The sequence below is a fragment of the Mumia sp. Pv4-285 genome, assembly GCF_041320275.1.
Taxonomy (GTDB): domain Bacteria; phylum Actinomycetota; class Actinomycetes; order Propionibacteriales; family Nocardioidaceae; genus Mumia; species Mumia qirimensis.
The window spans coordinates 1,088,885-1,111,451 of record NZ_CP162023.1 but is presented as its reverse complement, the minus strand read 5'-3'; the positions used below and the strand labels follow the sequence as shown (position 1 = coordinate 1,111,451).

20 protein-coding genes and 1 tRNA gene are annotated in these 22,567 nt (G+C 70.3%); 5 read left to right on the top strand and 16 right to left on the bottom strand.

The window, feature by feature from the left end:
* Positions 1-18: 18 nt before the first annotated feature.
* The 15 genes from AB3M34_RS05370 to AB3M34_RS05300 form a co-directional block, all read right to left on the bottom strand.
* Positions 19-1,578 (bottom strand): polysaccharide biosynthesis C-terminal domain-containing protein, encoded by a 1,560-nt coding sequence (locus AB3M34_RS05370; protein ID WP_370618057.1) that lies wholly within the window; start codon positions 1,576-1,578, stop codon positions 19-21.
* Positions 1,575-2,444, bottom strand: a complete 870-nt coding sequence (locus AB3M34_RS05365; protein WP_370618056.1) for a sulfotransferase family protein — start codon at positions 2,442-2,444, stop codon at positions 1,575-1,577. The genes AB3M34_RS05370 and AB3M34_RS05365 overlap by 4 nt, the downstream gene beginning before the upstream one ends.
* Entirely contained in the window at positions 2,437-3,642 is a 1,206-nt protein-coding gene (locus AB3M34_RS05360; protein ID WP_370618055.1) for a hypothetical protein, read from the bottom strand. Before AB3M34_RS05360 ends, AB3M34_RS05365 begins: the two co-directional genes overlap by 8 nt.
* Positions 3,560-5,014, bottom strand: a complete 1,455-nt coding sequence (locus AB3M34_RS05355; protein WP_370618054.1) for a hypothetical protein — start codon at positions 5,012-5,014, stop codon at positions 3,560-3,562. Before AB3M34_RS05355 ends, AB3M34_RS05360 begins: the two co-directional genes overlap by 83 nt.
* A 10-nt stretch (positions 5,015-5,024) precedes the next feature.
* A complete protein-coding gene (locus AB3M34_RS05350) occupies positions 5,025-6,875 on the bottom strand; it encodes a Wzz/FepE/Etk N-terminal domain-containing protein (RefSeq protein WP_370618053.1) in 1,851 nt (616 codons plus the stop codon).
* A gap of 81 nt (positions 6,876-6,956) precedes the next feature.
* A complete protein-coding gene (locus AB3M34_RS05345; RefSeq protein ID WP_370618052.1) occupies positions 6,957-8,324 on the bottom strand; it encodes a UDP-glucose dehydrogenase family protein in 1,368 nt (455 codons plus the stop codon).
* A 19-nt stretch (positions 8,325-8,343) separates the two neighbouring features.
* Complete coding sequence (locus tag AB3M34_RS05340) at positions 8,344-9,306, bottom strand: glycosyltransferase (RefSeq protein ID WP_370618051.1); 963 nt, start codon at positions 9,304-9,306, stop codon at positions 8,344-8,346.
* A 135-nt stretch (positions 9,307-9,441) separates the two neighbouring features.
* Positions 9,442-11,175 (bottom strand): cellulase family glycosylhydrolase, encoded by a 1,734-nt coding sequence (locus AB3M34_RS05335; RefSeq protein ID WP_370618050.1) that lies wholly within the window; start codon positions 11,173-11,175, stop codon positions 9,442-9,444.
* A gap of 189 nt (positions 11,176-11,364) precedes the next feature.
* Positions 11,365-12,885 (bottom strand): carbohydrate binding domain-containing protein, encoded by a 1,521-nt coding sequence (locus AB3M34_RS05330; protein WP_370618049.1) that lies wholly within the window; start codon positions 12,883-12,885, stop codon positions 11,365-11,367.
* Between the two features lie 162 nt (positions 12,886-13,047).
* Positions 13,048-14,466 carry a sugar transferase gene (locus AB3M34_RS05325; protein ID WP_370618048.1) on the bottom strand — a complete coding sequence of 473 codons (1,419 nt, stop codon included), beginning with the start codon at positions 14,464-14,466 and terminating at the stop codon, positions 13,048-13,050.
* A gap of 134 nt (positions 14,467-14,600) precedes the next feature.
* The gene (gene pth / locus AB3M34_RS05320; RefSeq protein WP_370618047.1) at positions 14,601-15,185 is read right to left on the bottom strand and encodes an aminoacyl-tRNA hydrolase; all 585 of its coding nucleotides are present in this window, start codon (positions 15,183-15,185) and stop codon (positions 14,601-14,603) included.
* 61 nt (positions 15,186-15,246) lie between these two features.
* Positions 15,247-15,903, bottom strand: a complete 657-nt coding sequence (locus AB3M34_RS05315; RefSeq protein WP_370618046.1) for a 50S ribosomal protein L25/general stress protein Ctc — start codon at positions 15,901-15,903, stop codon at positions 15,247-15,249.
* A gap of 204 nt (positions 15,904-16,107) precedes the next feature.
* Entirely contained in the window at positions 16,108-17,088 is a 981-nt protein-coding gene (locus AB3M34_RS05310) for a ribose-phosphate diphosphokinase (protein ID WP_370618045.1), read from the bottom strand.
* The gene (gene glmU, locus AB3M34_RS05305) at positions 17,085-18,551 is read right to left on the bottom strand and encodes a bifunctional UDP-N-acetylglucosamine diphosphorylase/glucosamine-1-phosphate N-acetyltransferase GlmU (RefSeq protein WP_370618044.1); all 1,467 of its coding nucleotides are present in this window, start codon (positions 18,549-18,551) and stop codon (positions 17,085-17,087) included. Before glmU ends, AB3M34_RS05310 begins: the two co-directional genes overlap by 4 nt.
* A gap of 34 nt (positions 18,552-18,585) precedes the next feature.
* Positions 18,586-18,665, bottom strand: a tRNA-Gln gene (locus AB3M34_RS05300).
* A 180-nt stretch (positions 18,666-18,845) separates the two neighbouring features.
* Between AB3M34_RS05300 and AB3M34_RS05295 the strand changes: the two genes are divergently transcribed.
* Entirely contained in the window at positions 18,846-19,802 is a 957-nt protein-coding gene (locus AB3M34_RS05295; protein WP_370618043.1) for an acyl-CoA desaturase, read from the top strand.
* Complete coding sequence (locus AB3M34_RS05290; RefSeq protein WP_370618042.1) at positions 19,799-20,293, top strand: hypothetical protein; 495 nt, start codon at positions 19,799-19,801, stop codon at positions 20,291-20,293. The genes AB3M34_RS05295 and AB3M34_RS05290 overlap by 4 nt, the downstream gene beginning before the upstream one ends.
* Position 20,294: 1 nt before the next feature.
* Here the strand turns inward: AB3M34_RS05290 and AB3M34_RS05285 are convergent, their stop codons facing one another.
* On the bottom strand, positions 20,295-20,528 hold the full coding sequence (locus AB3M34_RS05285; RefSeq protein ID WP_370618041.1) for a hypothetical protein: 234 nt from the start codon (positions 20,526-20,528) through the stop codon (positions 20,295-20,297).
* 107 nt (positions 20,529-20,635) lie between these two features.
* Between AB3M34_RS05285 and AB3M34_RS05280 the strand changes: the two genes are divergently transcribed.
* The 3 genes from AB3M34_RS05280 to AB3M34_RS05270 are packed head-to-tail and all read left to right on the top strand — an operon-like array spanning position 20,636 to position 22,562.
* Positions 20,636-21,157 (top strand): helix-turn-helix domain-containing protein, encoded by a 522-nt coding sequence (locus AB3M34_RS05280; protein ID WP_370618040.1) that lies wholly within the window; start codon positions 20,636-20,638, stop codon positions 21,155-21,157.
* The gene (locus AB3M34_RS05275) at positions 21,154-22,197 is read left to right on the top strand and encodes a serine hydrolase domain-containing protein (RefSeq protein ID WP_370618039.1); all 1,044 of its coding nucleotides are present in this window, start codon (positions 21,154-21,156) and stop codon (positions 22,195-22,197) included. The genes AB3M34_RS05280 and AB3M34_RS05275 overlap by 4 nt, the downstream gene beginning before the upstream one ends.
* A complete protein-coding gene (locus AB3M34_RS05270) occupies positions 22,194-22,562 on the top strand; it encodes a hypothetical protein (protein ID WP_370618038.1) in 369 nt (122 codons plus the stop codon). Before AB3M34_RS05275 ends, AB3M34_RS05270 begins: the two co-directional genes overlap by 4 nt.
* Positions 22,563-22,567 lie beyond the last annotated feature (5 nt).

Below are 22,567 nucleotides of genomic sequence, written 5' to 3'. Positions count from 1 at the left end.
AATGCGGCAACTCCCCGTCTAGACCCGCCGTGGCCGCAGCCGCCCCGCGATCGACCCGACGAGGCCGTCCAGCTCGAGCACGCCGCGGAGGAACCAGAGCCCGACCGCGTAGAGGACGCCCCCCACCACCGTGAGTCCGACCAGGAGGACCGGATCACCGCCGAGCAGCCATCCGAGGCCGGGCACGGCCGCGAAGCAGAGTGTCGCGAGGCCGGCCACGGCGACCGAACCGCGACCGAACGGGTCGAGACCGAGCGCCCGTCTCACCTGGAACAGCGGGAGCGCGTTGCTCAACGCGATCGCGACCGACCACGCCACCGCCGAGCCGAAGATGCCCCAGACCGGGATCAGGGTGAGGTTGAGCACCAGGTTCGCCGTGAGCGCCACCAGCACGTTGAGAAGGTTCCAGGTCGTCTTCCCCGCCATCACCAGGAGCATCGTCACCATGCCGCAGGACGTCGCGAAGAGCATCGTCAGTGCGAGGACGACGACGACCGACCAGCCGCTGTCGTACCCGGGACCGAAGATCCTGAGGACCACCGGAGCGAGGACGGCGACGACGAGGTGCACCGGCCACGTCACGGCCATCACCCACGCCGTGGTCGTCCGGTAGACCTGTCGGGCGCTGACGCGGTCGTCGTGAGCGAGGAGCTCCGCGAACTTCGGCTGGACCGCGAGCGCGACGGCCTGGCTGCCGAGCTGGCCGAGCACGACGAACCGCGTCGCTGCCGTGTAGATCGCGGCCTCCGCCGGACCGAGGTAGAGCGCGACGAGGACGATGTCGAGCCTCTGCAGGCTCAGCTGGGCGGCGCTCGCGATGCCGCGCGGGGCCGTGTAGCGCCAGAACGCCCCCGTGGTGACGGCTCGGTCGCTCGTGGCGTTCTCGGCGGCAGCGTCGTGGCGGACGAGACGCGCCAGCCAGACAGCGACCAGCACCAGCGCGACGAGGTACGGCGCAGCCCAGGCGTACGGGAGGAGCCAGGCGAGACCGAAGGCTCCCGCGACGGCCAGTGCCCCGAGCTGGATGACAGGGCGGCCCACCTTCTCGAGCGCGACGGTCGGCGTCATCGTGTGGAAGCCCTGCGTGGCCGCGATGAAGACGTCGTAGCAGGTCGCGAACGGGAGGAACACGGCGACGACCCTGATGAACTGGGTGGCCTGCGCTGTCGAGCCACCCGAGCCCAGCTGTTCGGCGAGGGCGGGAGCAGCGAGGAAGAGGCCTGTCCCGGCCAGGACCGAGGCGATCGCGACCGGTCGCACCGCGACCCCGATGAGGGCCCTCACCGCGTCGCCGCGCCCGAGCGCGCGCAGCCGAGCGATGAAGTAGACCATGCCGGTCGCCGTCCCGAGCGCGCACAGGCTCTCGGCGATCACGAACAGCGACGTCGCCGAGAAGAGGTAGCCCGCCGTCTCCTTCCCGAAGCTGCGGGTGACGACGACGATGAGCACGAAGCTGGCGACTGCGCTGACACCGGCGCCGCCGAGGCTCAGCAGACCGCGACGAGCGAGACCGGAGATGTCGGAGCCACCGGACGATGCCTCTTTCGATCCCTGGTCGGTCAGCGGTCGTTCGGTCATCGGCGCCAGCTCGGCGTGCGCCCCCACCACTGCGCCAGCCGACGGTCGTACGGCTCGAAGTGCGCCTCGAGCCGCTCGCGCAGCTCACCCTCCAGCCCGCGGCGCGGCCGAGCGTTGCGCTGCTGGAACGACTCCGGCAGCCAGGCGTTCAACCCGAGGAACTCGGTCACCTCACGGAACTGCGGGGCGAAGTCCGCGAACAGGTCGTCGCTGTCCACCACCAGCATCCGGTCACGTCCGAGCGCCTTCTCGAGTGCTTCCAGCTGGTCGACGTACTGGCCCCGGGCGACGTACGCGTTGTGCTGGTGCGCGAGCGAGTGGTGGAGCGGGTCGCGCTCGAACGCGAGCTCGACCCCGGCCAGGCGCTGGCTCTCGAGGGCGAGGGCCTTCTCGAAGGTCTCGGGCTCGAACCCGCGGGCACGCTCGTGGGTGTACGCCGAGTACGCACGCTCCACCGGGTCGCGGAGCATCACGATCACCCGCGCTTCAGGGAGGTCCTGCGCGATCCGGGCCGGCGCGAGCGGGTGGAACATGTAGTACGGGCTGGCCTCCCCCGTGATGGGCGGAGTGCCGGTGCGACGCTCCTTGCGCCGGGCGGCGTACGTCGTCGGGAAATGGCCGCGGTACCACGACCAGCCTTTGCCGTACGCGGTGTCGAAGTAGTGGATCCCCTTGTGCAGTCCCGCGGGCATGACGTCGGGGTGCTGGACCAGCGTCTTGTACAGCGAGGTGGTGCCGCACCGCTGGGCGCCGACGACGAGGAACTGCGGCGTCATGCGGACGGAGGACGTCATCCTCCCCGCGACGGCGCTGGCGCTGCGCGCACGTCCGTGGATCCACTGGGCGATCGGTCCGCGTTCAGCCATGGGTGGCCTTCCTTCGGTCGAGCAGGTCGATGACGGGGCGGAGCCACTCGACGACGTCGCCGCCCGCGGTCCCCGTCCGGGCCTGGCCGTCGACGGCGAACCGGCCGCCGATCTCGAGCAGATAGAGGAGCGCGACGGTGCGGGCGTCCTCCGGGTCGTCGACGACCCCGCGCAGGAGGCCGGGCGAGTCGTCGAGGAGCGCGGCTCCGGCTCCGGCGCGCGCGGACGGCTCGCCCTTGAGCGACGGGAGGAAGTGGTGGTGCAGGAGATCGAACCCGACCGGGACCCCTGTCGAGAAGCGCTCCCAGTCCCAGACCAGCACCTGGTCGCCGGCGCAGGCGAGGTTCCAGGCGGTCAGGTCGCCGTGCCAGGCCCCGAGGTCGACCTGGCGAGCGCTCTCGAGCACGTGGTCGGCGCCCCGACGGATCAGACCCGCGACCACAGGCTCTGTGATGCGCTCGATGGTCAGGTCGACCGCACGCCGGTGCTCGGAGTCGGACCAGGGAAGCCGGGTCACGCCCTGCGAGGTCGCGATCTCGAGCATCGCCCGCCGTCGCAGTGCGGGGTCGTCCCGCATGCCCTGCTCCCAGATCGGGAGCGGCGACTGGACCATCACGACGAGGTCGTGCCAGGTGTGCAGGCCCAGCAGGGTCGGGACGACGGTGTGGCGCAGCGGTGCCGCTGCCAGGAGTCGGAGCGCCTCGGCCTCTGCCGTCGCCAGCCTCGCCGTGAGCGGGTTGGTGCCGACCTTGGCGATGGCGAGCAGCTCACCGTCGGGGCTGAGGACCTGCAGGACCGGCTTGCGGTTCGCTCGCGGAGGCCCGAGGAAGATCCCGATCCTCACGGGCGATCTGACGACGTCGGCGAGGAGGGTCTCGATCGAGTCCGTGCCGTCGGCCTGGATCCGACCGGGAAGCAGTCTGCCGGCGCCGAGCCTCAGGAGTGCGCTCACGGCCGTGGTCGTGACCCGGCTCCGACGGTTGACCGGGCGACGCGCGCGGTGGAGCGCCACCGCGGCGAGGCGCGGGTCCGCCGGCAGGATCAGGCGGGCGTTCGCCTCGCTCGGGATCGCGACGAAGGACCGGCTCTCCGGGCCACCGGAGGCGGACGCGGGGTCAGTCGCGAGACGGTGCGGGAAGAGTCGCTCGACCGTCGCCCTGCCGCCGGACGGGGACGCCTTCGACTCCACCACGGACACCCTCGACTCCCTCGGAAACGGCTACTGCTGCTGCCCGCTCCTCACGCCACAGGATTCCGAGCGTCGCGAACGGGACCAGCAGCCACGTCGCACCATCGTAGAAGAAGGCATAGAAGCCAGTCATGAGAATGACTGTGCTGCCCGCCACCACGACGGGCGACCATATCGATCGGGTGCGCCACACCTGGAGGGCGCCGAAACCGAAGAACAGAGCCGCACCGACGTACCCGGTCGTCACGATCAGCATGTAGAAGTAGCCGTTCATGCCGATGGAGGCGTTGCCGCATGCCGGACACTGTGCGGACTTGCCGACCGCGATCGACGAGGACGACCCGAACGTCGAACGCGTGGTGCCGAAGCCGGCCACCGGGGACTGCGCCGAGAGCTCGAACGCCTTCTCGGTCGTGAACGCACGGATGTTGTCGCTCTTGCCGTTCTCGAGCCGCGCACTCACCACCTCGCCGAGCGGCGTGGCCAGCACGGCACCACCGGCGATCGCGCCGATGAACACCAGCGAGGCGACCATCACCAGGCGTCCGCGGAGCGCGAGCCTGATGGCGACGTACGCGACGGCGACCGCGACCCCCATCCACGCCGCACGGTTCAGCGAGTAGACGAGGACGACCAAGCCCGCCACGAGCACGAACAGCGAGAACAGCTTGGCCCGGGAACCCTTCAGGAAGAACCTCGCCACCACGAACCAGACGCCGAGCAGCGTGAGGTGGAAACCCCACGCGTTCGTGTAGCTGAACGGCGCGGCAGGGCGCGGGGTCGCGTCGGTCAGGAGCTCCTGAACCTGCGCCGCGCGCGGATGGACGAGGCTCTGGACGAAGTCGTTGGAACGGATCGACCCTGGCAGGAACATCTCGAAGAGCGACGTGAACTGGAGCTGGGGCACCAGCATCCCCAGGAGACCACCGGCCACGACCGTCACGAAGAACACCCCGAGGAGGCGTACGAGCCTGCTCTGCGGAAGCTCCTTCTCGGACAGGTTCCCGATGAAGAGCAGCAGGATGGTGACCGAGAAGTAGGAGAGCTCGCGCATCCCGAACCCGAACAGCCGCCCGCCCGCGGCGCCAGGCACGAAACCCTGGGGATTGATCCCCAGGAGGAACACTCCGAACACGCTCCAGACGAGGAAGAGCGCCCACAGGGCGAAGCCGCGCGGGAGCTTGAGCGGGCGCCGACGATAGAGGATGACCGCCATGGGGACAGCCATCACCGGGAGCGCGAAGGCCGACAGCCCGGCCACCCAGAACAATGGGTAGCCGGCGAGAAGCACGATCAGCGGCCAGGCGGGGCCCAGCCGGCGCGGCCGTGGGGGCGGGAGCGCCGCGGTCTGCCCCGCGGGAACGGCCCCGGTCACGCTCATGTCGGTGAGGTCAGCCGTTGTCGCGCCCCGGCGGGGACGCTGCGCCCGACCGTGACAACGAGTAGCGGCTCTTCTTGGTCGGGCGCTCGGCGTCCGTGCGGTGGATGTACACGGGACGCTGCTCGTCCTCGTCGTCCTCGAGCTCGTCGTCGACCCCGTCCGCCCCCTCGACCGCAGGGGCACCGGTCGCCACAGGGTCGCCCAGGTCGGTCTCGCGGATCGCGGGTACGTCGACCAGCGTCGTCACGAGCAGCGACTCGTCGGCTCCCTCGTCCTCCCGCTCGACGCGCTCGTGCGCGCCGTGCGCGTGGTCGTCCTCGTCGACGGTGATCGTCGCGAGGCCACCGACGCTGGCCTCTCGCTCGGGCTGGACAGCCGCGACGACGGCACCCAGCATCGACGCCGAGACGTGCCGGAGCTGATCGATCGCGTCGACGACCTCGGCGCGGTTCGTGCGCTGAGCGCTCGCCACCACCAGCACACCTGCGCCCATCGCGGCGAGCGACTGTGCGTCGGCGTTGGCTCCGGTCGGTGCGACGTCGACCACCAGAACCGACGCCTGGTCTGCCAGGTCGCCGAGGACGGTCTTGACGTGGTGGCTCTGCAGGAGCTCGGAGTACAAGGAGCCGTCGGAACCCGCGGACATCGCCCGCAGACCCGGGACCTGCGGCACGTCGACGATCGCGCTCGGCGCGTCGACCCTGCCGTGCAGGATGTCGGCGAGGCCGGGACGATCGGTGTCTCCGAGGACGTCGGTGACCGCGCAGTGGACGGAGTTGGCGGAGACGAGCAGCGCGTCGACGCCGCTGCGCGCGAGCGTCGCAGCGAGGCTCACGGCCACGGCTGACCCGGTCGAGTCGTTGGACGCTCCCGCGACGAGGACGACGGCTCGTTGCTCCGGGATGCGTGCGAGCAGCGCGTTGCGGAGCTGGCGGAGCGACTCCGTGCCGCGGCCGGTCCCGACCACGCCCCCGACGTCGCGCGCGGCAGGCACCTCGACGAGGGCGACCAGCGAGTCGAGGCCGAGACGCTCGAGGTCACGACGGTCACGGACCCGCTTGTCGGCCCGGTCGACCACCACGGCGATCAGCAGGCCGGCGAGCAACCCGGCGAGCACTCCGCTCGCGCCCAGGATCTTGATGTTGGGACTCGTCGGCGTCGTCGGTGTCTGCGCCTCGGTGATCACGTCGCCAGGCATGATCTCGGTCGACGTGAGCCGGACCAGCTCGGAGTTGAGTGCCGCGATCTGGTCGACCAGCAGGTCGCGCTGGGAGATCTCGTACACGCGCTCGGGAGAGTTCTCGGGCAGTCGCGCGATCCGCTGGGACTGCGCCTTGAGCCTCGCCTGCAAGGTGTCGAGCTGGGCCTGGATCGACCGGGCCTCGGCATCGATGCGGCTCTCCGCCTCAGCCTTGCGGCTCGCGAGGTACGTCTCGGCGTACTGCTCGGCGCCCGCCTGGGCGTCCTCCGGCGTGGACGCCGAGAACGAGATGTTGAGGACGGACGTGTTCGGAGGCACGGTGACCATGACGTGCTTGGCGAGGGCACGCGGGTCGGTCTCGATCGGGTTCTCCTGCGCGTCGATCACCTGCTGCGAGACGACCGTCGACTTGACGATCTGTGCCTCGGTGTCGAGGTTGATCGGGGTGGACGTGCGCCCGTTGGCCACGGTGCCGTCCTGGCCGGTGGGCTGCACCATGACGGACGCGGTCGACGTGTAGGTCTTCGGGATGAGGGCGATCGCGAGAACCGCGACAGCCACACCGGCGACCAGGCCGAGAACCACGAGAACCCACCGACGACGGATGATGGATCCGTAGTCGGAGAACTCGACGTCGGCGTCGGTGCGGGGAACGCTCACGCTGGAACCTTCCTGGTGTGAGGCCAGCTCTCAGGATAGACCCCGGGTGGTCATCCCGAGGTTTCCCGGCTCGATTGCCGGTCAGGCCGCCGTGCCGCCGTCGAGGGCGGCGTCGACGGCAGCCGAGGTCGGTACGACGCCCACGCCGCGGAGCCCGACGCCGGTGTAGAGAAGACCCGCGGCTGCCGCGGCGGGCGCGTCGAGGACGTTGCGGCAGTCGACGACGACGTCCCCTGCCAGGGCGCTGGCGACCTCGCTGAGGTCGACTTCGGAGAACTCCGGCCACTCCGTGCCGATCGCCAGGACGTCCGCGTCCTCGCACGCCGCGAGCGCGGAACGAGCGACGTCGATCCCGTCGACGTCGGTCGTGACCGTCGGGTCGTACGCACGGACCTGGGCGCCGAGGGCGACGAGGTCGTGAGCCAGCTCGAGCGCGGGCGAGTCGCGGAGGTCGTCGGTGCCCGCCTTGAAGGTGAGTCCCCACAGGGCCACCCGCCTGCCGCGCACGTCGCCTCCGACGGCCCCCACGATCTTGCCGAGCAGCCAGCGCCGGTGCTGTGCGTTCGCGTCGACCGCCGCGCGGAGCAGGCTGAAGTCGAAGCCGTGCTCCTCCGAGGTTCGTACGAGGGCGGCCGTGTCCTTGGGGAAGCACGAGCCACCCCAGCCGGGACCCGGCTTGAGGAACGCGGTGCCGATCCGGCGGTCGGCACCCATCCCCTCGGTGACCGCGCGGATGTCCGCCCCGGACGCCTCGCACACGGCGGCCATCGAGTTGACGAAGGTCAGTCGGATGGCGAGGTAGGCGTTGGACGCGTACTTGATCGTCTCGGCACTGGCGACGTCGGTCACGACGGTGCGCGCGTCGAGCGGGGCGTACAGCGCGGCGACGCGCTCCGCCGCGGAGGCGTCGTCAGACCCCACGACCACGCGGTCGGGGTTGAGGAAGTCACGCACGGCCGATCCCTCGGCGAGGAACTCCGGGTTCGACACGACATGGACGTCAGGTCGCCCGAGCGCCTCCGCCACCCGGGCTGCCGTACCGACCGGGACCGTCGACTTGTTGACGACGACGGCGCCCTCCTTGAGGGAGGCGCCGATCTCTGCGGCAACAGCCAGGACTCGGCTGAGGTCGGCGCTGCCGTCGGCGTCCTGCGGGGTGGGGAGGCACAGGAAGACCACGTCGGCGTCGTGGACCGCGTCGAGGTTGCTGGTCACGAACGACAGCCGACCTGATGACGCGCCAGCCTCGACGAGCTCGTCGAGCCCCGCCTCGTAGATCGGGATCGTCCCGCGCCGCAGCGCCGCGACACGGTCCGCCGACGCGTCGGCGCACGTGACGCGGTGGCCGAGGTACGCGAGGCAGGCGCCGGCGGTGAGACCGACGTAGCCGGTGCCGATGACACAGACCTGGACACCCGAGTCGGGGTGGTCTGACGAGGTGCGACTCATGATGGACTCCTGTGGCCCGTCAGTCGACGAGCGCGAACGGTTCTGGACGGGTGCCGACGCGGACACGCCCGCGTGCGGCGGTACGGAGATCGTCGGCGGTGAGCTCGTCCGCCTCGCGCGAGATCGCGAGGTCGCGCGCTCCCAGCTCGCCGGCGATCAAGGCCTGGTGGTCGTCGACGTGCTCGCCGAAGGCAGGGCGGCGGGGCACGAGGACCGGTCGCTTGCCGAGCTCGAGCGCGGTGATCGCCGAGCCGATGCCCGAGTGCGCCACGACGAGGTCCGCGTCCTCGATCGCTGCGCGAAGATCGGCGTTGGGGACGTTGGCGTGGACCTCGCCGAACGGCGGCTTCGCGTCGGTGACGCCGACCTGCCAGAGGACCTGGGCGTCACCGTCGACGACCTCGGGCAGCACCGTCACGAGCCGGTCGACGAGGCGGCGGAACTCGTACGTCCTCATGGTGCCGAGCGTCACGACGACCTTGCTGATGGGCTCGTCTGCCTTCTCGACCACCTCGAAGGCGTCGAACAACGAGCCGCGGTAGTTCCAGCGGCCCCCGGACCAGCTTTCGTACTGGCTGTAGAGACGCACCCCCGGGAGGCGGGACACGAGGCGTCCGGTCAGGCTCGGCCCGTCCGCGCGCGCTGCGCTCTCGATGTAGTGGCACGGGACGCCCTGGGCGCGGGCGGCGAGGAAGAACGGCAGCGCGACGCCGGCCCCGGTCGAGACGACGCGGTCGAAGCGGCCGCGCCTGATGATCGACCACGCGTGCGGGGCGATCCGGGCGATCGTGGCGTAGCCGCGCGGCGGGACGTAGTCGACCAGCTCCACCTGCCGGCCAGCCAGCAGCGATCGCGACTGAGGATCGTCGTGCGTGACCCAGGTGACGTCCCCCGACTCCGGCACGATCCGCTCGTGGATCCGGTAGAGCTGTTCGAGGTGGCCGCCGGTCGCAGCGACGAGCAACGTGCGCGGCTTCGCCATCGACCTCGCCCTCCTCTGGTCAGCGGGCTCCGCTCGGCGACGCCCCGATTCGTCTCTGACCAGCATTGAAGCAGAGCAGAAGGCCCCGGGAGACCGATTCTCGATCTTTCCCGGGGCCCTCTCAGCCACGGTCCGTCAGGAGACGGGCAGCAGCGGTGTCCCGCGGAGCACGTCGACGAACTGGTCCTGCCGGTCCGACGTGTCGAGCAGCCAGTCGCCGGTCGCGTTCAGCGAGCTGCTGAAGTACGACATCGCGATGCCGTCGAGATCGACGAGCTGGTCGTACGTCTTCTGGAGCCAGTCCGAGTCGGCCTTCGCCGTGGCGTCCGTGTAGCCGGTCTCACCGATGGCCCACGGGATCCCGTTCGCCTTCGACCACTTCGCGAGGGGTTCGAAGAACTCCTTGCCGAGGTCGTACGGAGCGTCTCGGTTCGAGCGGTCGGTGCCGAACCGGTTGTAGACGTCGAAACCGACCACGTCGATCTTGGTCCCCGTGGGCCAGATGCGGTCGAGGCCGTACGACGCGGTGTCGCCCTGCCCCTCGACCTGGTGCCAGCCGGTGAGGATGATCGTGTAGGCGACGTTCGGTGCGGTGCTGCGCACGATCGGCGCGAGCCGGCGCTGGATCTGCGTCCACTGGGCCATGTCGCCGTCGGTCTCGGGCTCGTGGTGGAACGCCACCCACACGGGGCCGTCCAGTCCGCCGAGGCGATCGGCGATGTCGCGGGCCCAGGCGTCACCCGCGCCGGAGGCCATGGCCTCCCACGACGTCGGCAGCTTGAAGCTGATCCAGGGCAGCCGTCCGAGGGCGAGGTCCTGCTCGGCCGTCCTGACGGCGGCGTCGACCTGCGAGGCCTGCCAGAAGGTGCGGTGGATGCCGAACCGCTGGCCCGCCTTCTTCTCGAGCGGGGTCGGGTCGTCGTTGCTCCCGAGCGCCGCGCCGAAGTAGGCACCGCACTCGGGGATGCCGCGTGCGGAGTACTTGCAGCCGTTCGTCAGGACGCCGCCGCCCGGCTCCGGCTTCGGAGGCTCGGTCGTCGGCGGAGGCGTCGTGGGTGCCGTCGTCGGCGTGGGCGTCGGCGGCGTGCCCTCGGGATCCGTGGGCGTCGTCGGCTCAGCCGTGGGGGTGGGCTCGGGCGACGGAGTCGGGGCCGTGGTGGGGTCCGTCGTCGGAGTCGGCTCCGGGGTGGGTTCCGTGGTGGGCTCGGTCGGCGGCGGGTTCGTGCCCTCCTGGATCATCTGCACCATCGAGACGTCCTCGACGTACAGGTTCTCGCCGGGGCGCGCGTCCCACGTGATGACGTTCAGGTCGAGGCTCGAGCCGTTGCGTTCCACGGTCAGCTCCAGGCTGACGCGCTGCCAGTCGGCGCCCGCTTCGAGGCGGAAGCGCTCGCGGTTGAGCGTCACGACCTTCTGGGTCACCTCGCGGACGCGGAGCTCACCCGAGGTCACGTTGTCCGACCGCACGAGCGCCGAGACGCGGAAGCGCGTCTCAGCATCGGTGTCGCGAACCGTGTTCTTGGCGTCGTTCAGCACGAGGTTGCGACGAGCGGAGGCCGAGATGAGCGCGGAGTTCGCGCTGTCGACACCGGGACGGGCCTGGACGAGCGGGGTCTCACGACCACCGTTCGTCTTCCAACCCGTCGTGCCGTCCTCGAACGATCCGTTGACGACGAGCTCGGGACCGGGGATCCATTCTCCGGAAGCAGGCGTCGAGGTCGTGAGGACGACGAATCCTGCGACGAGCGAAGCCGCGCCGGCTGCGGCGATCGTCGAGCGCCGGCGGCGGGGCCCTCGATGGTCGCCTCCACGGCGCGGTGTTCGGTTCTTGGGGGAGGTGGACTGGTGGCTGCTGAAAGGATCAGTCATCAGTATCAGTGCGGCGGCAAGAGAGGGTGCGTACCGAGAATCCGCCGCGAACGGCACGCGTCTTTACCCGAGGTGGGGAACGGTATCCGAGGCCCTAGGTGAAGACCAGAGATCGTCAGAACTCGGACAACTGACGCAAACCTGCCAGGTATCGCGGTGGCCCTCGCGCATCCGAGCGCCATGCTCTCGTCAGCGTCTCATCGTCGGAGTTCCGGAGACCACGTCGGCGAACTGCCGGGCCTTCCGCGCGTCGTCGAGGAGCCAGTCGCCGGTGGCGCTCGCGGGAGCGCTGTCGAAGTACGCCAGCGCCACGCCGCCCCTGGCGACGAGCCCCGCGTACGTCCGGCGCAGCCACGTCGGATCCTTGGCGGCGGTGGCGTCGGTGTAGCCGGTCTCGGCGATCCCCCACGCCACCCCTCGTGAGCGGGCCCAGGCCGAGAGAGGGTCGAAGTACTCGGACACGAGATCGGCGGGCTTGGTCTGGCTGGAGTCCGGTGTGCCGTACCGGTTGTAGACGTCGAACCCGACGACGTCCACTGCGGTGCGCCTGGGCCAGATCGCGGGGAGCGAGTACGCAGCGCTCCCGTAGAGCTGGTTCCAGCCGGTCAGGATGATGGTGAAGGCGACGTTGGACGCCGTACGCCGCACGATCGGGGAGAGTCGCTCCTGGATGGCTCTCCAGCTCGCGATGGCGCCGTCCTTCTCCGGCTCGTGGTGGAAGGCGATCCAGACCGGCCCGTCGAGCTTGCTCAGCCGGGCCGCGATGTCACGGGCCCACGCATCGCCTGCGCCGGCCGCCATGGCCGTCCACGAGTAGGGGAGCTTGAAGCTCATCCACGGCACCCGTCGTCGGGCGAGGTCGGCGCGCGCCGTCGCGACCGCAGCCGCGACGTCGTCGGCCTTCCAGAACGTGCGGTGCACGCCGAGCGGTTGACCGGCGCGTGACTCGTGCCCCGCCGGGCTCGCGTTGTCGCCCACGGCAGCACCGGCGTACGCGCCGCACTCCGGGACCCCACGGGCGGAGTAGTGGCACCCGTTGGTCAGGGTCCCGCCTCCCTCGGGAACCCCACGGACGGGAACCCGGACCGACCTCAGTCGCCGCAGCGAGACCTGGTCCACGTACAGGACCTGCCCAGGGCGGGCGTTCCAGGCCACGACGTTCAGGTCGAGCGCCGACCGCTTCCGCTTCACCTTGAAGGTGAGGCTCACGTGGACCCAGTGTCGGTGGGTCAGCCGGTAGCGCGCGCGATGGATCGACACGCGCGTCCTCCTTGGCTTGCCACGCACGGTGCGAACGACCCGCACGCGCAGGTCACCTGCGAGCCGGTCGGGGGACCTGACGTAGGCGCTCAGCCGGTAGCGCGCGCCCTTCGGGGCCTTGCGAACCGTGTTCTTGCGGTCGTTGAGCACGATGTTGCGGCGGCCCTTCACAGCACGCAGCCGTACGGCGCGCTTGCCCTTGATCGCGCGACGGACCTGGCGGAGCTTCGTCATCCGGCGGTCGTTCGTACGCCATCCGCGGAGGCCGCGCTCGAACGACCCGTTCTTGACCAGCTCGGCACCCGCTGCGTCACGGACGCGGACCTCGCCCGACGCGGGCGCCGTGAAGGCACCGAGGAGCAGCGCCGCCGCGACGGTGGCGACACTCGACGCACGCCTTCCGCCGGCCCACGGCCGTGCTGACGATGCGGTCTCGTGCGAGGCCCCCATGTTCCCCCTGTGCTCGCCAGGCCCTCCACCGCGTGTCGCCGCCGAGCGGCGCTCGTGAAGGCCCGAGAGCTTCAACGTAAGCGAGCCCTACGGAGCGCGCACCACGAAGGCCGCGACACGGTCGTGGTCGTCAGTCCGGAAGGTGGGGCCGTCGGGCCGCGCTCAGTGCGCTCCGTCGCCCTTGATCACTGCGCGAGCCGTCTTGGCGGCGATCGCGAAGTCGCTGCGGATCGTCCAGTTGTCGACGTAGTCGATGTCGAGGCGGACCGAGTCCTGCCAGCTGAGGTTCGAGCGTCCACTGACCTGCCACAGGCCAGTGATGCCGGGCTTCACGTGGAGCCGCCGGCGGATCCAGTCGTCGTACGTCTCGACCTCCGACGGCAGGCCGGGTCGCGGCCCGATCATGGACATCTCACCGAGCAGCACGTTGATCAGCTGGGGAAGCTCGTCGAGCGACGTCTTGCGGAGGAACTTGCCGATCGGTGTCACACGGGGGTCGTCGCGGAGCTTGAACAACGGACCCGACCCCTCGTTGAGGTCCATCAGTGCCCCGAGGCGGTCCTCGGCATCCACCACCATGGTCCGGAACTTGAGCATGTCGAACGGTGAACCGCCGATCCCGGTCCTGGTCTGACGGAAGAAGACCGGCCCTGTCGTCGTGAGCTTCACCCCGAGGGCGATCGCCACGAACACCGGCGAGAGGAGCAGCAGCAGGACGAGGGCTCCGACGCGGTCGATCGCGCCCTTCAGCCACAGCGCCAGCGCGGGGCGGCGCGGCGAGCGCACAGACAGCATCAGCCTGCGACCCAGGACGCGCGGCTGGACACGGCGCGGCATCGCACCGTGGACCTCGGTCGCCACGGTCAGCTCGACGAGCGAGTGGTCGAGCGCCCAGGTGAGCCGACGGACGTCGTACGCGCTGAGGCTCGGGCCGGGAGACACGACGACCTCGTCGACGGCGAGCTGCTCGGCCGCGGCCGTCACGTCGGCCAGCGCGCCCACCACCGGGACACCTCCGAGCGCGCGCGGCACGACCTCGTCAGCTGCGAGGCCGACGAGACAGATGCCCTTCATCTCGATGTCGGTGCGCCCACCCCACTGGGCGATGAAGTGGCCGACGCCCGTGCGGTCGCCGACGAGCAGGGTGGACCGCGGGGCGGCGACGAAGTGGCGAAGGACCACGGCGGCGGCACACAGGAACGCCGCCGTGAGGATCAGGATCATGCTGGTGCGCGCGGTGCTCGGCCGGATCACCTCGACGATCGTCAGCGCGAGCACCACGATGCTGCCGGCGACGACGAGGTGCTTGGACGGACGAAGGGACCGGGTGCGCTCGTAGGCAGGGATCGTGAAGTATTCGACGACGAGCGTGACAGCGATGGCACCCACGACGAGCCACACGTAGTGTCCGACCTGGGGTGCGATCACCGCCGCAACCAGGGCTGAGCCCAGCGTCGACAGCAGGAACGCGAGGGCAGCCATCCTGGAGCGGTTGCGCATCTTGCGTGCGAGGTTCGAGGAGACTCGATCCGTCAGCACCGGGACGGTCCGCCCGAGCGCCGGCTCCCTCGCGATGTCCATCTCCGTCAAGCCTTTCACCCCGATTGATCGATACATCAGCCATGAGTGAAGCACGGTGGAAGGGTCGCTCGTGCCGCTTTTCCACAAAGCAGCCGAAAGGTTAACGAATGGGGTGTGGGCTCCCCCACACCGCCTCAGGAATTGAACTCGCGCTGGGCGATCTCGAGCCCACGAGCCACGAGTGTGTGGACGGCGTCGGCCGCGGTCTCCACGACCAGCGGGAGCTCTTTCCGCTCGGTGCTGCTGAACGGTTTGAGCACGTAGTCGGCGGGGTCCTGACGTCCCGGCGGCCGCCCGATGCCGACCCGGACCTTGAAGTAGTCGCCGGTGCCCAGAGACGACCGGATGGACTTCAGTCCGTTGTGGCCGTTGTCTCCGCCGCCGAACTTCACGCGCATGGTCTCGTACGGGAGGTCCAGCTCGTCGTAGACCACGACGAGCTGCGTGGGCGGGACCTTGTAGAACGTCGAGAGCGCTCGGACACCGCCGCCGCTCTCGTTCATGTAGCCGCGGGAGCGCCCGAGCACGACACGGACGCCGGAAGGACCGCCGAGGCGGCCCTCCACGACGTCCGTGCGCGTGGGCTTGTGCGACTTCCAGCGGCCACCGACCATCTCAGCGAGACGGTCGGCGACCAGGTAGCCGATGTTGTGACGCGTCGAGGCATAGGCGGGGCCGGGGTTGCCCAGGCCCACCACGAGCCACGGCGACTCCGTCATGGCGTCGTTCTCCTGATCGCGTCGTCAGCGGGAGCCGGCGGTCCAGGAGGACCGCCGGAGATCACTCGGAGTCGGTGTCCTCGGACTCGGCGTCAGCCTCGGTGGCCTCGACCTGCGGCTCGTCACGCTCGACGCCGGCCTCGGCCTCGGCCGTCTCGAGCTCGGCCTCCACCTGCTCGGCGGTCGGCGCCGCAACGATGTTCACGATCAGCGTCTCGGCATCGATGGCGAGCGACGAGCCCTTGGCGAGCTTGAGGTCGGACGCGTGGATCTGCGCGCCGGCGTCGAGACCCTCGACGTCGACCTCGATCGTCTCGGGCAGGTGCGTCGCCTCGGCCTCGATCGCGACGGAGGCGTTCTCGGTGACGATCATCGCGCCGCTGATGACCTCACCGGTCACGACGATCGGGATGTCGACGGTGACCTTCTCGCCGCGCCGCACGACCAGGAGGTCGGCGTGCTCGATGAAGCCCTTGATGGGGTCGCGCTGGACCTGCTTGGGAAGCACGAGCTGCGCGTCGCCCTCGACATCGACCGACAGCAGAGCGTTGGGCTGCTTGAGGGCGAGCATCAGGTCGTGGCCCGGCAGCATGACGTGGATGGGGTCGATGCCGTGACCGTAGAGAACCGCGGGAACCTTGTTCTCGCGACGGATACGGCGAGCGGCGCCCTTGCCGAACTCGGTACGCGCCTCAGCCTTGATCTTGATCTCGGACACGGGGTACTGCTCCTTCTGGATTCTGGACGATCATTCAGAGGTCGCACCCCGACGACGGTGGTCTTTCGGACGGCCGCATCGCGCATGCTGTCGAAGACACCGAGCGTCCCAGACACCAAGTCGATCACGGCTGACGGAAAGCCAACCCTCGCCGAGGCAACTTCCCCATCCTACAAGGCGGGGCGAAGGCTGTCGAAACCGGCTCTACGCCTTGCCGTCGAACAGGCTCGTGACCGAGCCGTCCTCGAAGACCTCACGGATCGCGCGGGCCAGGAGCGGAGCGATCGAGAGCTCGGTGAGCTTGTCGAAGCGCTTCTCGTCGGGCAGCGGCAGGGTGTTCGTGATGATGACCTCGGTCGCCGAGCACGAGTCGAGACGCTCGATGGCCGGCCCGGAGAAGACGGCGTGGGTCGCGGCGATGATGACGTCGGCGGCGCCGGCCTCCATGAGCGCCTCGCACGCCTGCACGATCGTGCCGCCGGTGTCGATGAGGTCGTCGACCAGGACGCAGGTACGACCGGCGATCTCGCCGACGACGCGGTTCGCGACCGACTCGTTGGGCCGGTCGATGTCGCGGGTCTTGTGGATGAACGCCAGCGGCACGCCGCCGAGCTTCTCGGCCCAGTTCTCGGCGACCTTGATCCGGCCGGCGTCCGGCGAGACGACGGCGAGCCGCTTGTCGCCGTACCGCTCGAGCACGTGGTCGGTGAGGATCGGCATCGCCATCAGGTGGTCGACGGGTCCGTCGAAGAACCCCTGGATCTGCGCGGTGTGGAGGTCGACGACCATGAGCCGGTCGGCGCCCGCCGTGAGGAAGAGGTCAGCCATGAGCCGCGCCGAGATGGGCTCCCGACCACGGTGCTTCTTGTCCTGGCGGGCGTATCCGTAGAACGGCTGGATCACGGTGATCCGCTTCGCCGAGGCCCGCTTCAGCGCGTCGACCATGAGCAGCTGCTCCATGATCGCCTCGTTGATGGGTGCGGCGTGGCTCTGGATCACGAAGGCGTCGGAGCCGCGTACCGACTCCTGGTAGCGCACGTAGATCTCGCCGTTCGCGAAGTCGTAGACCGAGGTCGGCACGAGCGCCGTCCCGACCTCCTTCGCGACTTCCTCGGCGAGCGCAGGATGGGCTCGACCCGAGAAGAGCATGAGGTTCTTCTCGGTGGTCCGCTTGATTCCGGTCACGGCGTGGTCTCCTGGACGTCGTCGTCGCTGTCGTGCTCTGCGAGGGCGCGTGCGGCGGCCTCCGCCGACGGGGTGCCCGGACGTTTCCGGGCGACCCACCCTTCCATGGTGCGCTGTGATCCGGCCGACACCGCGAGCGCCCCTGGCGGGACGTCCTCGCGGATCGTGGCGCCGGCACCGGTGAAGGCTCCGTCGCCGACCGACACAGGGGCCACGAAGGTGTTGTTGGACGAGGTGCGCGCGTGCGCGCCGATCCTCGTACGGTTCTTGTTCACGCCGTCGTAGTTGGCGAAGATCGTGCCTGCGCCCACGTTGGCGCCGTCGCCGATGTCGCCGTCGCCCACGTAGGAGAGGTGGGGCACCTTCGCGCCGGCGCCGAGGCGGGTGTTCTTCGCCTCCACGAACGCGCCGAGCTTGCCGCCGGACCCCACGGTGGTGCCGGGTCGCAGGTAGGTGAAGGGGCCGGTCGTGGCCCCGGCCTCGATCACCGACAGCGACGCGTGCGTGCGTACGACGCTGGCACCGTCGCCGACCTCCATGTCGAGCAGCGTCGAGTCGGGGCCGATCACGGCGTCCTCGCCGATGGTGGTCGCTCCCAGGATCTGGGTGCCCGGAAGCAGGGTGGTGTCCGCACCGATCGAGACGTCTGCGTCGATCCACGTCGTGGCCGGGTCGACGACCGTCACACCGGCGAGCATGTGCCGCTCGACGATGCGACGGTTGGCCTCGGTCGCCAGTCGCGCGAGCTGGACGCGGGTGTTGACGCCCTCGGTCTGCAGGGCGTCGTCGACCTGGAAGGCGCCGACGGCCCGCCCCTCGGCGACCGCCACGCCGACGAGGTCGGTGAGGTAGTACTCGCCCTGGGCGTTGTCGTTGCCGATGCCGCGCAACGCCTCCTGGGCCCAGGCGAGGTCGAACGCCAGGATCCCCGAGTTGATCTCGTCGACCGCGCGCTGCTCGTCGGTCGCGTCGCGCTCCTCGACGATCGCGGTCACCGAGCCGTCCGTGCCGCGCAGGACGCGGCCGTAGCCGGTGGGCTGCTCCACCCGTGCCGTGAGGACGCTGAGCGTACGACCGTGCTCGCGGTGGTCGGCCACGAACGCCGCCAGGGTCTCGGGCTCGAGCAACGGGACGTCGCCGTACAGGACGACCGCGGTCCCGCCGGCGCTGTCGCCGAGCGCTGCGAGGCCGACCGCGACCGCGTGCCCGGTGCCGAGCTGCTCGTCCTGCACCGCCTGGACGACGTCGGGGTCGACCTGAGCGAGGTGCTCGGCGACCTGCTCCCGCTGGTTGCCGATCACCGCGACGACGTGCTCGGGCGAGATGCCTCGCGCGGCGTGCAGCGCGTGCCCGAGCAACGTGCGCCCCGCCAGCGGGTGCAGCACCTTCATGGTCTTGGACCGCATCCGTGTGCCGCCTCCGGCGGCCAGCACGATCACGGTGGTCGCAGCCTGCTCGCTCACGCGTCCCTCTCTGCAGCCGTCAAGGTCGGACGAGCTCCCCGGGTAGGAGTCGAACCTACGTCGCTTTATCCGCATTCAAAGTGCGGCGGGCCCTGCCGACAGACCAACCGGGGATCATCCGCCCCCAGCGTACGGAATCCGCGACCGCGCGCCTACATCGCGTCCATGCCACCTGGACCGTGACGCGGGACGCGCCAGCAAGGCTTGCCGCGTCGCGACCGACCGGAGACACTGAACCTACGCAACCGTAGGTCTTGGATACTTCTGAGGTCGCCCGAGGAAGAGGAGATCCCGATGTCCACCCGAGTCGAGGCCCCGATGCGCAACGAAGCCGGCTACGGCGCCGAGGGGGCGCCACCCGGCAAGGCGGAGCAGCTGATGCTCGCTGTCTTCGTCGGCGTCCCCTTCATCGCGCTGCTGGCTGCGATCCCCGTGGCGTGGGGCGGCTGGCTCGGCCCCGTCGACCTCGCCCTCCTGGTCGTCTTCTACCTGATCGGCTCGCTCGGTGTGACGGTCGGCCTGCACCGCTACTTCACCCACAAGTCGTTCAAGCCCAACCGGCCGGTCAAGATCGCGCTCGGCGTCGCCGGCAGTCTCGCGATCCAGGGCCCCGTCACCCGCTGGGTCGCCGACCACCGCAAGCACCACAAGTTCTCCGACCGCGAGGGCGACCCGCACTCGCCGTGGCGGTACGGCGAGACGATCCCGGCGCTGACCAAGGGCTTCGCGTACGCGCACCTCGGCTGGATGTTCAACGCCGAGCAGACCCCGCAGCGCCAGTACGCGCCCGATCTCCTGAAGGACCGCGACATCGTCCGGCTGTCGAAGCAGTTCCCCCTCTGGGTCTTCGTCTCGCTCGCCGCACCGGCGGTCATCGGCGGGCTCGCCACCTGGTCGTGGCAGGGCGCGGTGACCGGCTTCTTCTGGGGCTCGCTGGTGCGCGTCTTCCTCGTGCACCACGTGACGTGGTCGATCAACTCGATCTGCCACACGATGGGCGAGGCGCCGTTCAAGTCGCGCGACCGCTCCGGCAACGTGTGGTGGCTGGCGATCCCTTCGATGGGCGAGTCGTGGCACAACCTCCACCACGCCGACCCGACCTGCGCTCGCCACGGCGTGCTGCCCGGTCAGGTCGACATCTCGGCACGCCTGATCTGGCTCATGGAGAAGGCCGGCTGGGTTCGCGACGTCCGCTGGCCCGTCGCGTCGCGGCTCGAGTCCAAGCGGGTCGAAGCCCCCTCCGCCGCGTGAGGCGGTACGCCCTCTCTGCCGTCATCGCGGCCGCTCTGCTGCTCTGCCTCCTCGAGATCTGGCTGCACTGGGACTGGATCATCCACTCCGAGGACCAGTGCGACTTCCCCGAGGCGTGCCTCGGAGACTTCTACCCGAAGGCCTTCACGGCGGCGCGTTGGCTGTGGTTCTTCGGGGTGCTGACTGCGGGCGCCGGCCTTGTGATCGCCGCGCTGGTGTCCGCGAGACGATCGACCGTGCTGCAGCTGGGGGTCGCCGGTGCGGCAACCTTCGTCTTCCACTTCCTGACGCCGGTGCACCGCGGCCGCAACGCCTTCGGCCGGCTGAACGGCGGGCAGCCGATCGGCGTCGACGGGCAGTACGCCGTGGCGCTCCTGCTGCTCGCGCTGGCCGCGGCGCTCTACGCCCTGGCGCTGCGCGCCGTGGTCCGCGACGCACGAGCGGCACTCGCGTCGGCGTCAGCGCCGATCGCGGGCATGCCGGGTTCCTGACTCAGCGCGGGGCAGCGTCCCGCTTGGTCTTGTGGGTGCCGATGTCGGCCTCGGCGATCCCGACGATCAGCGCGGTGACCGCACCGAAGATGGCGAGCGCGGTACCCACCGGCTCCCACGGCTCACCGTCGAGCACACCGCTGCGCGCGAGCGACAGGATGGTCAGGCCTGAGATCACGAAGCTCGCGACGACCACGACGACCGCGGTCCATTTGGCGAGTGGGCTGATGTGCATGGCGACCTCCTCGGAGTTGGTCTCCTCCCAGAGTCGACCCGGTCGGCCAGTCGCGCAATCACGACCTGTGCTTGTACGTGATTGCGTAATTCCGTAATCTCGTTCACATGGAATCTTCCACGGACGCTCGGCTCGAGGCGCTCGAACAGCGTGTGGCCGCCCTCGAAGCAGCACGCCCGGGTGGGGAGGCACAGCCCGCGGCGCCATCGGCGCACGACCCCGAGGTCTTCTGGGTGCTCGAAGGGCTCGCGGCGCGCAGGCCGGGCGCGGGAACGGTCGTGTACGCCGGCTCGCTCACCGTGCCTGATGGCGGAGAGGTCGTCTGGCAGTACGGCGCCGACACCGACGAGCTGCTCGACCGGCCGTGGGACGATGTCGCCCCCACCCTCGCGGCGCTGGGCAGCCCGGTCCGGATGCAGATCCTTCGTGCCGTCCTCAACGGGGCGCGCACCGCCTCCGACCTGCTGACCGAGCTCGGTGGAGGAACGACCGGCCAGATCTACCACCACCTCAACCAGCTCACGGCCGGCGGGTGGCTCACCACGGCGGCACGCGGCCAGTACGTGGTCCCTGCCGATCGCGTCGTCCCGCTGCTGGCGGTGGTGACCGCCGCAGGAGGGACGCGATGACCCGCGCGACAACAATCGCCGGGGCGGTCACGGCGGCGGTCGTCGTCGCCCTTGGCGCACTGCTCGCTCCACATCCCGCAACGCTCGGGGACGCGTCCGGCGACGACGCCCTCGCCGCCAGGACACGTGACGCGTTGGGGCGCGGCCACCACGCGGTGAGCGTGGCGCTCGTCGAGCCCGACGGCGTCCGCTACGCCGGCTTCGGCGCGAACGAGCACACCCCGTACGAGATCGGTTCCGTCGCCAAGGTGATGACGTCGATGCTGCTCTCCGACGCGGTCGCCCGCGGGGAGGTGACGCTCGAGGAACCGCTCGGCGACCACCTGGATCTCGGAGACAGCCCGGCGGCCGACGTGACCCTCGCCGAGCTCGCAAGCCACCGCAGCGGACTCCCCCGCATGGGTGGCGGGCTCTGGGGCACGGCCGGCGCCGCCGTCGCGACGTTGCGGCACCGCAATCCGTACTACGAGAGCGTCGACGACCTTGTCGCCGAAGCCCGCGAGGCGTCGGTGGGCGATGAGCGAGGTTCCGTGTCGTACTCCAACCTCGGCGGCGCCCTGCTCGGCCAGGCGCTCGCGGCACGCAGCGGGCTCGACTACGCAGCGCTCCTGCGCACCCGTCTGCTCGAACCACTCGGACTGACCGACACGACCGTCCCCGAGGACGACGCGGACGCTACGACCCACGGCCGGGCGGCGAGCGGCCTGGCAGAGGAGCCCTGGGTGCAGGACGGCTACGCGCCGGCCGGCGGCATCCGGTCCACCACCGCCGACCTCGCCGTCCTGATCGGCGCCGTGCTCGACAGGAGCGCACCGGGCGCCGACGCCGTCGAACCGCGCTGGGACGCCGCGGACGGCGACCGGATCGGACTCGCCTGGTTCACGTCCGCCGATGGGACGACCTGGCACAACGGAGGCACCGGCGGATACCGCGCGATGGTCGCGCTCGACCGCACCCGAGGACGAGGCGTGGTCGTCCTCGCGGACACCGCGATCGACGTGGACGACGCCGCGCTCGACATCTTGGAGGGCACCCGATGACCGACCTCGCCCGCTATCTCGTGCTTCCCGTCGCCCTGGTGCTCCTCGCGGCGGGGGCGTACACGGCCTGGCGGCGTCCACCGAACAAGCCAGGCGCAGACCGGCTCGCGCTGCTCTCGGCGACCGCTCAGGGCATCGCGCTGCTGGCCGTCGCTCGATCCTTGGTCCCCTGGAGCGAGCTGCCCGCCGTTGTCGCCTACGGGGCGTGGGGCACGTGCGTCGCGCTGCTGGCGGCAGGCGTGGCCGGCGTCGTCGTGCGCTGGCCGGAGCTGCGCATCCTCCCCGACCAGCACCCGCGCCGCTCGGCAGTCGGTTCGGGCCTGGGGATCGGGGTGTCCGTGGTCGCCGTCGCCCTGCTGGTCTGAGGTCG

Bases quoted from the DNA above. Each gene is read 5' to 3' on its own strand.
- AB3M34_RS05370 (WP_370618057.1), bottom strand. From the start codon at position 1,578: ATGACCGAACGACCGCTGACCGACCAGGGATCGAAAGAGGCATCGTCC.
- AB3M34_RS05365 (WP_370618056.1), bottom strand. From the start codon at position 2,444: ATGGCTGAACGCGGACCGATCGCCCAGTGGATCCACGGACGTGCGCGC.
- AB3M34_RS05355 (WP_370618054.1), bottom strand. From the start codon at position 5,014: ATGAGCGTGACCGGGGCCGTTCCCGCGGGGCAGACCGCGGCGCTCCCG.
- AB3M34_RS05345 (WP_370618052.1), bottom strand. From the start codon at position 8,324: ATGAGTCGCACCTCGTCAGACCACCCCGACTCGGGTGTCCAGGTCTGT.
- AB3M34_RS05340 (WP_370618051.1), bottom strand. From the start codon at position 9,306: ATGGCGAAGCCGCGCACGTTGCTCGTCGCTGCGACCGGCGGCCACCTC.
- AB3M34_RS05335 (WP_370618050.1), bottom strand. From the start codon at position 11,175: ATGACTGATCCTTTCAGCAGCCACCAGTCCACCTCCCCCAAGAACCGA.
- AB3M34_RS05330 (WP_370618049.1), bottom strand. From the start codon at position 12,885: ATGGGGGCCTCGCACGAGACCGCATCGTCAGCACGGCCGTGGGCCGGC.
- AB3M34_RS05325 (WP_370618048.1), bottom strand. From the start codon at position 14,466: ATGGACATCGCGAGGGAGCCGGCGCTCGGGCGGACCGTCCCGGTGCTG.
- pth (WP_370618047.1), bottom strand. From the start codon at position 15,185: ATGACGGAGTCGCCGTGGCTCGTGGTGGGCCTGGGCAACCCCGGCCCC.
- AB3M34_RS05295 (WP_370618043.1), top strand. From the start codon at position 18,846: ATGTCCACCCGAGTCGAGGCCCCGATGCGCAACGAAGCCGGCTACGGC.
- AB3M34_RS05285 (WP_370618041.1), bottom strand. From the start codon at position 20,528: ATGCACATCAGCCCACTCGCCAAATGGACCGCGGTCGTCGTGGTCGTC.
- AB3M34_RS05280 (WP_370618040.1), top strand. From the start codon at position 20,636: ATGGAATCTTCCACGGACGCTCGGCTCGAGGCGCTCGAACAGCGTGTG.
- AB3M34_RS05275 (WP_370618039.1), top strand. From the start codon at position 21,154: ATGACCCGCGCGACAACAATCGCCGGGGCGGTCACGGCGGCGGTCGTC.
- AB3M34_RS05270 (WP_370618038.1), top strand. From the start codon at position 22,194: ATGACCGACCTCGCCCGCTATCTCGTGCTTCCCGTCGCCCTGGTGCTC.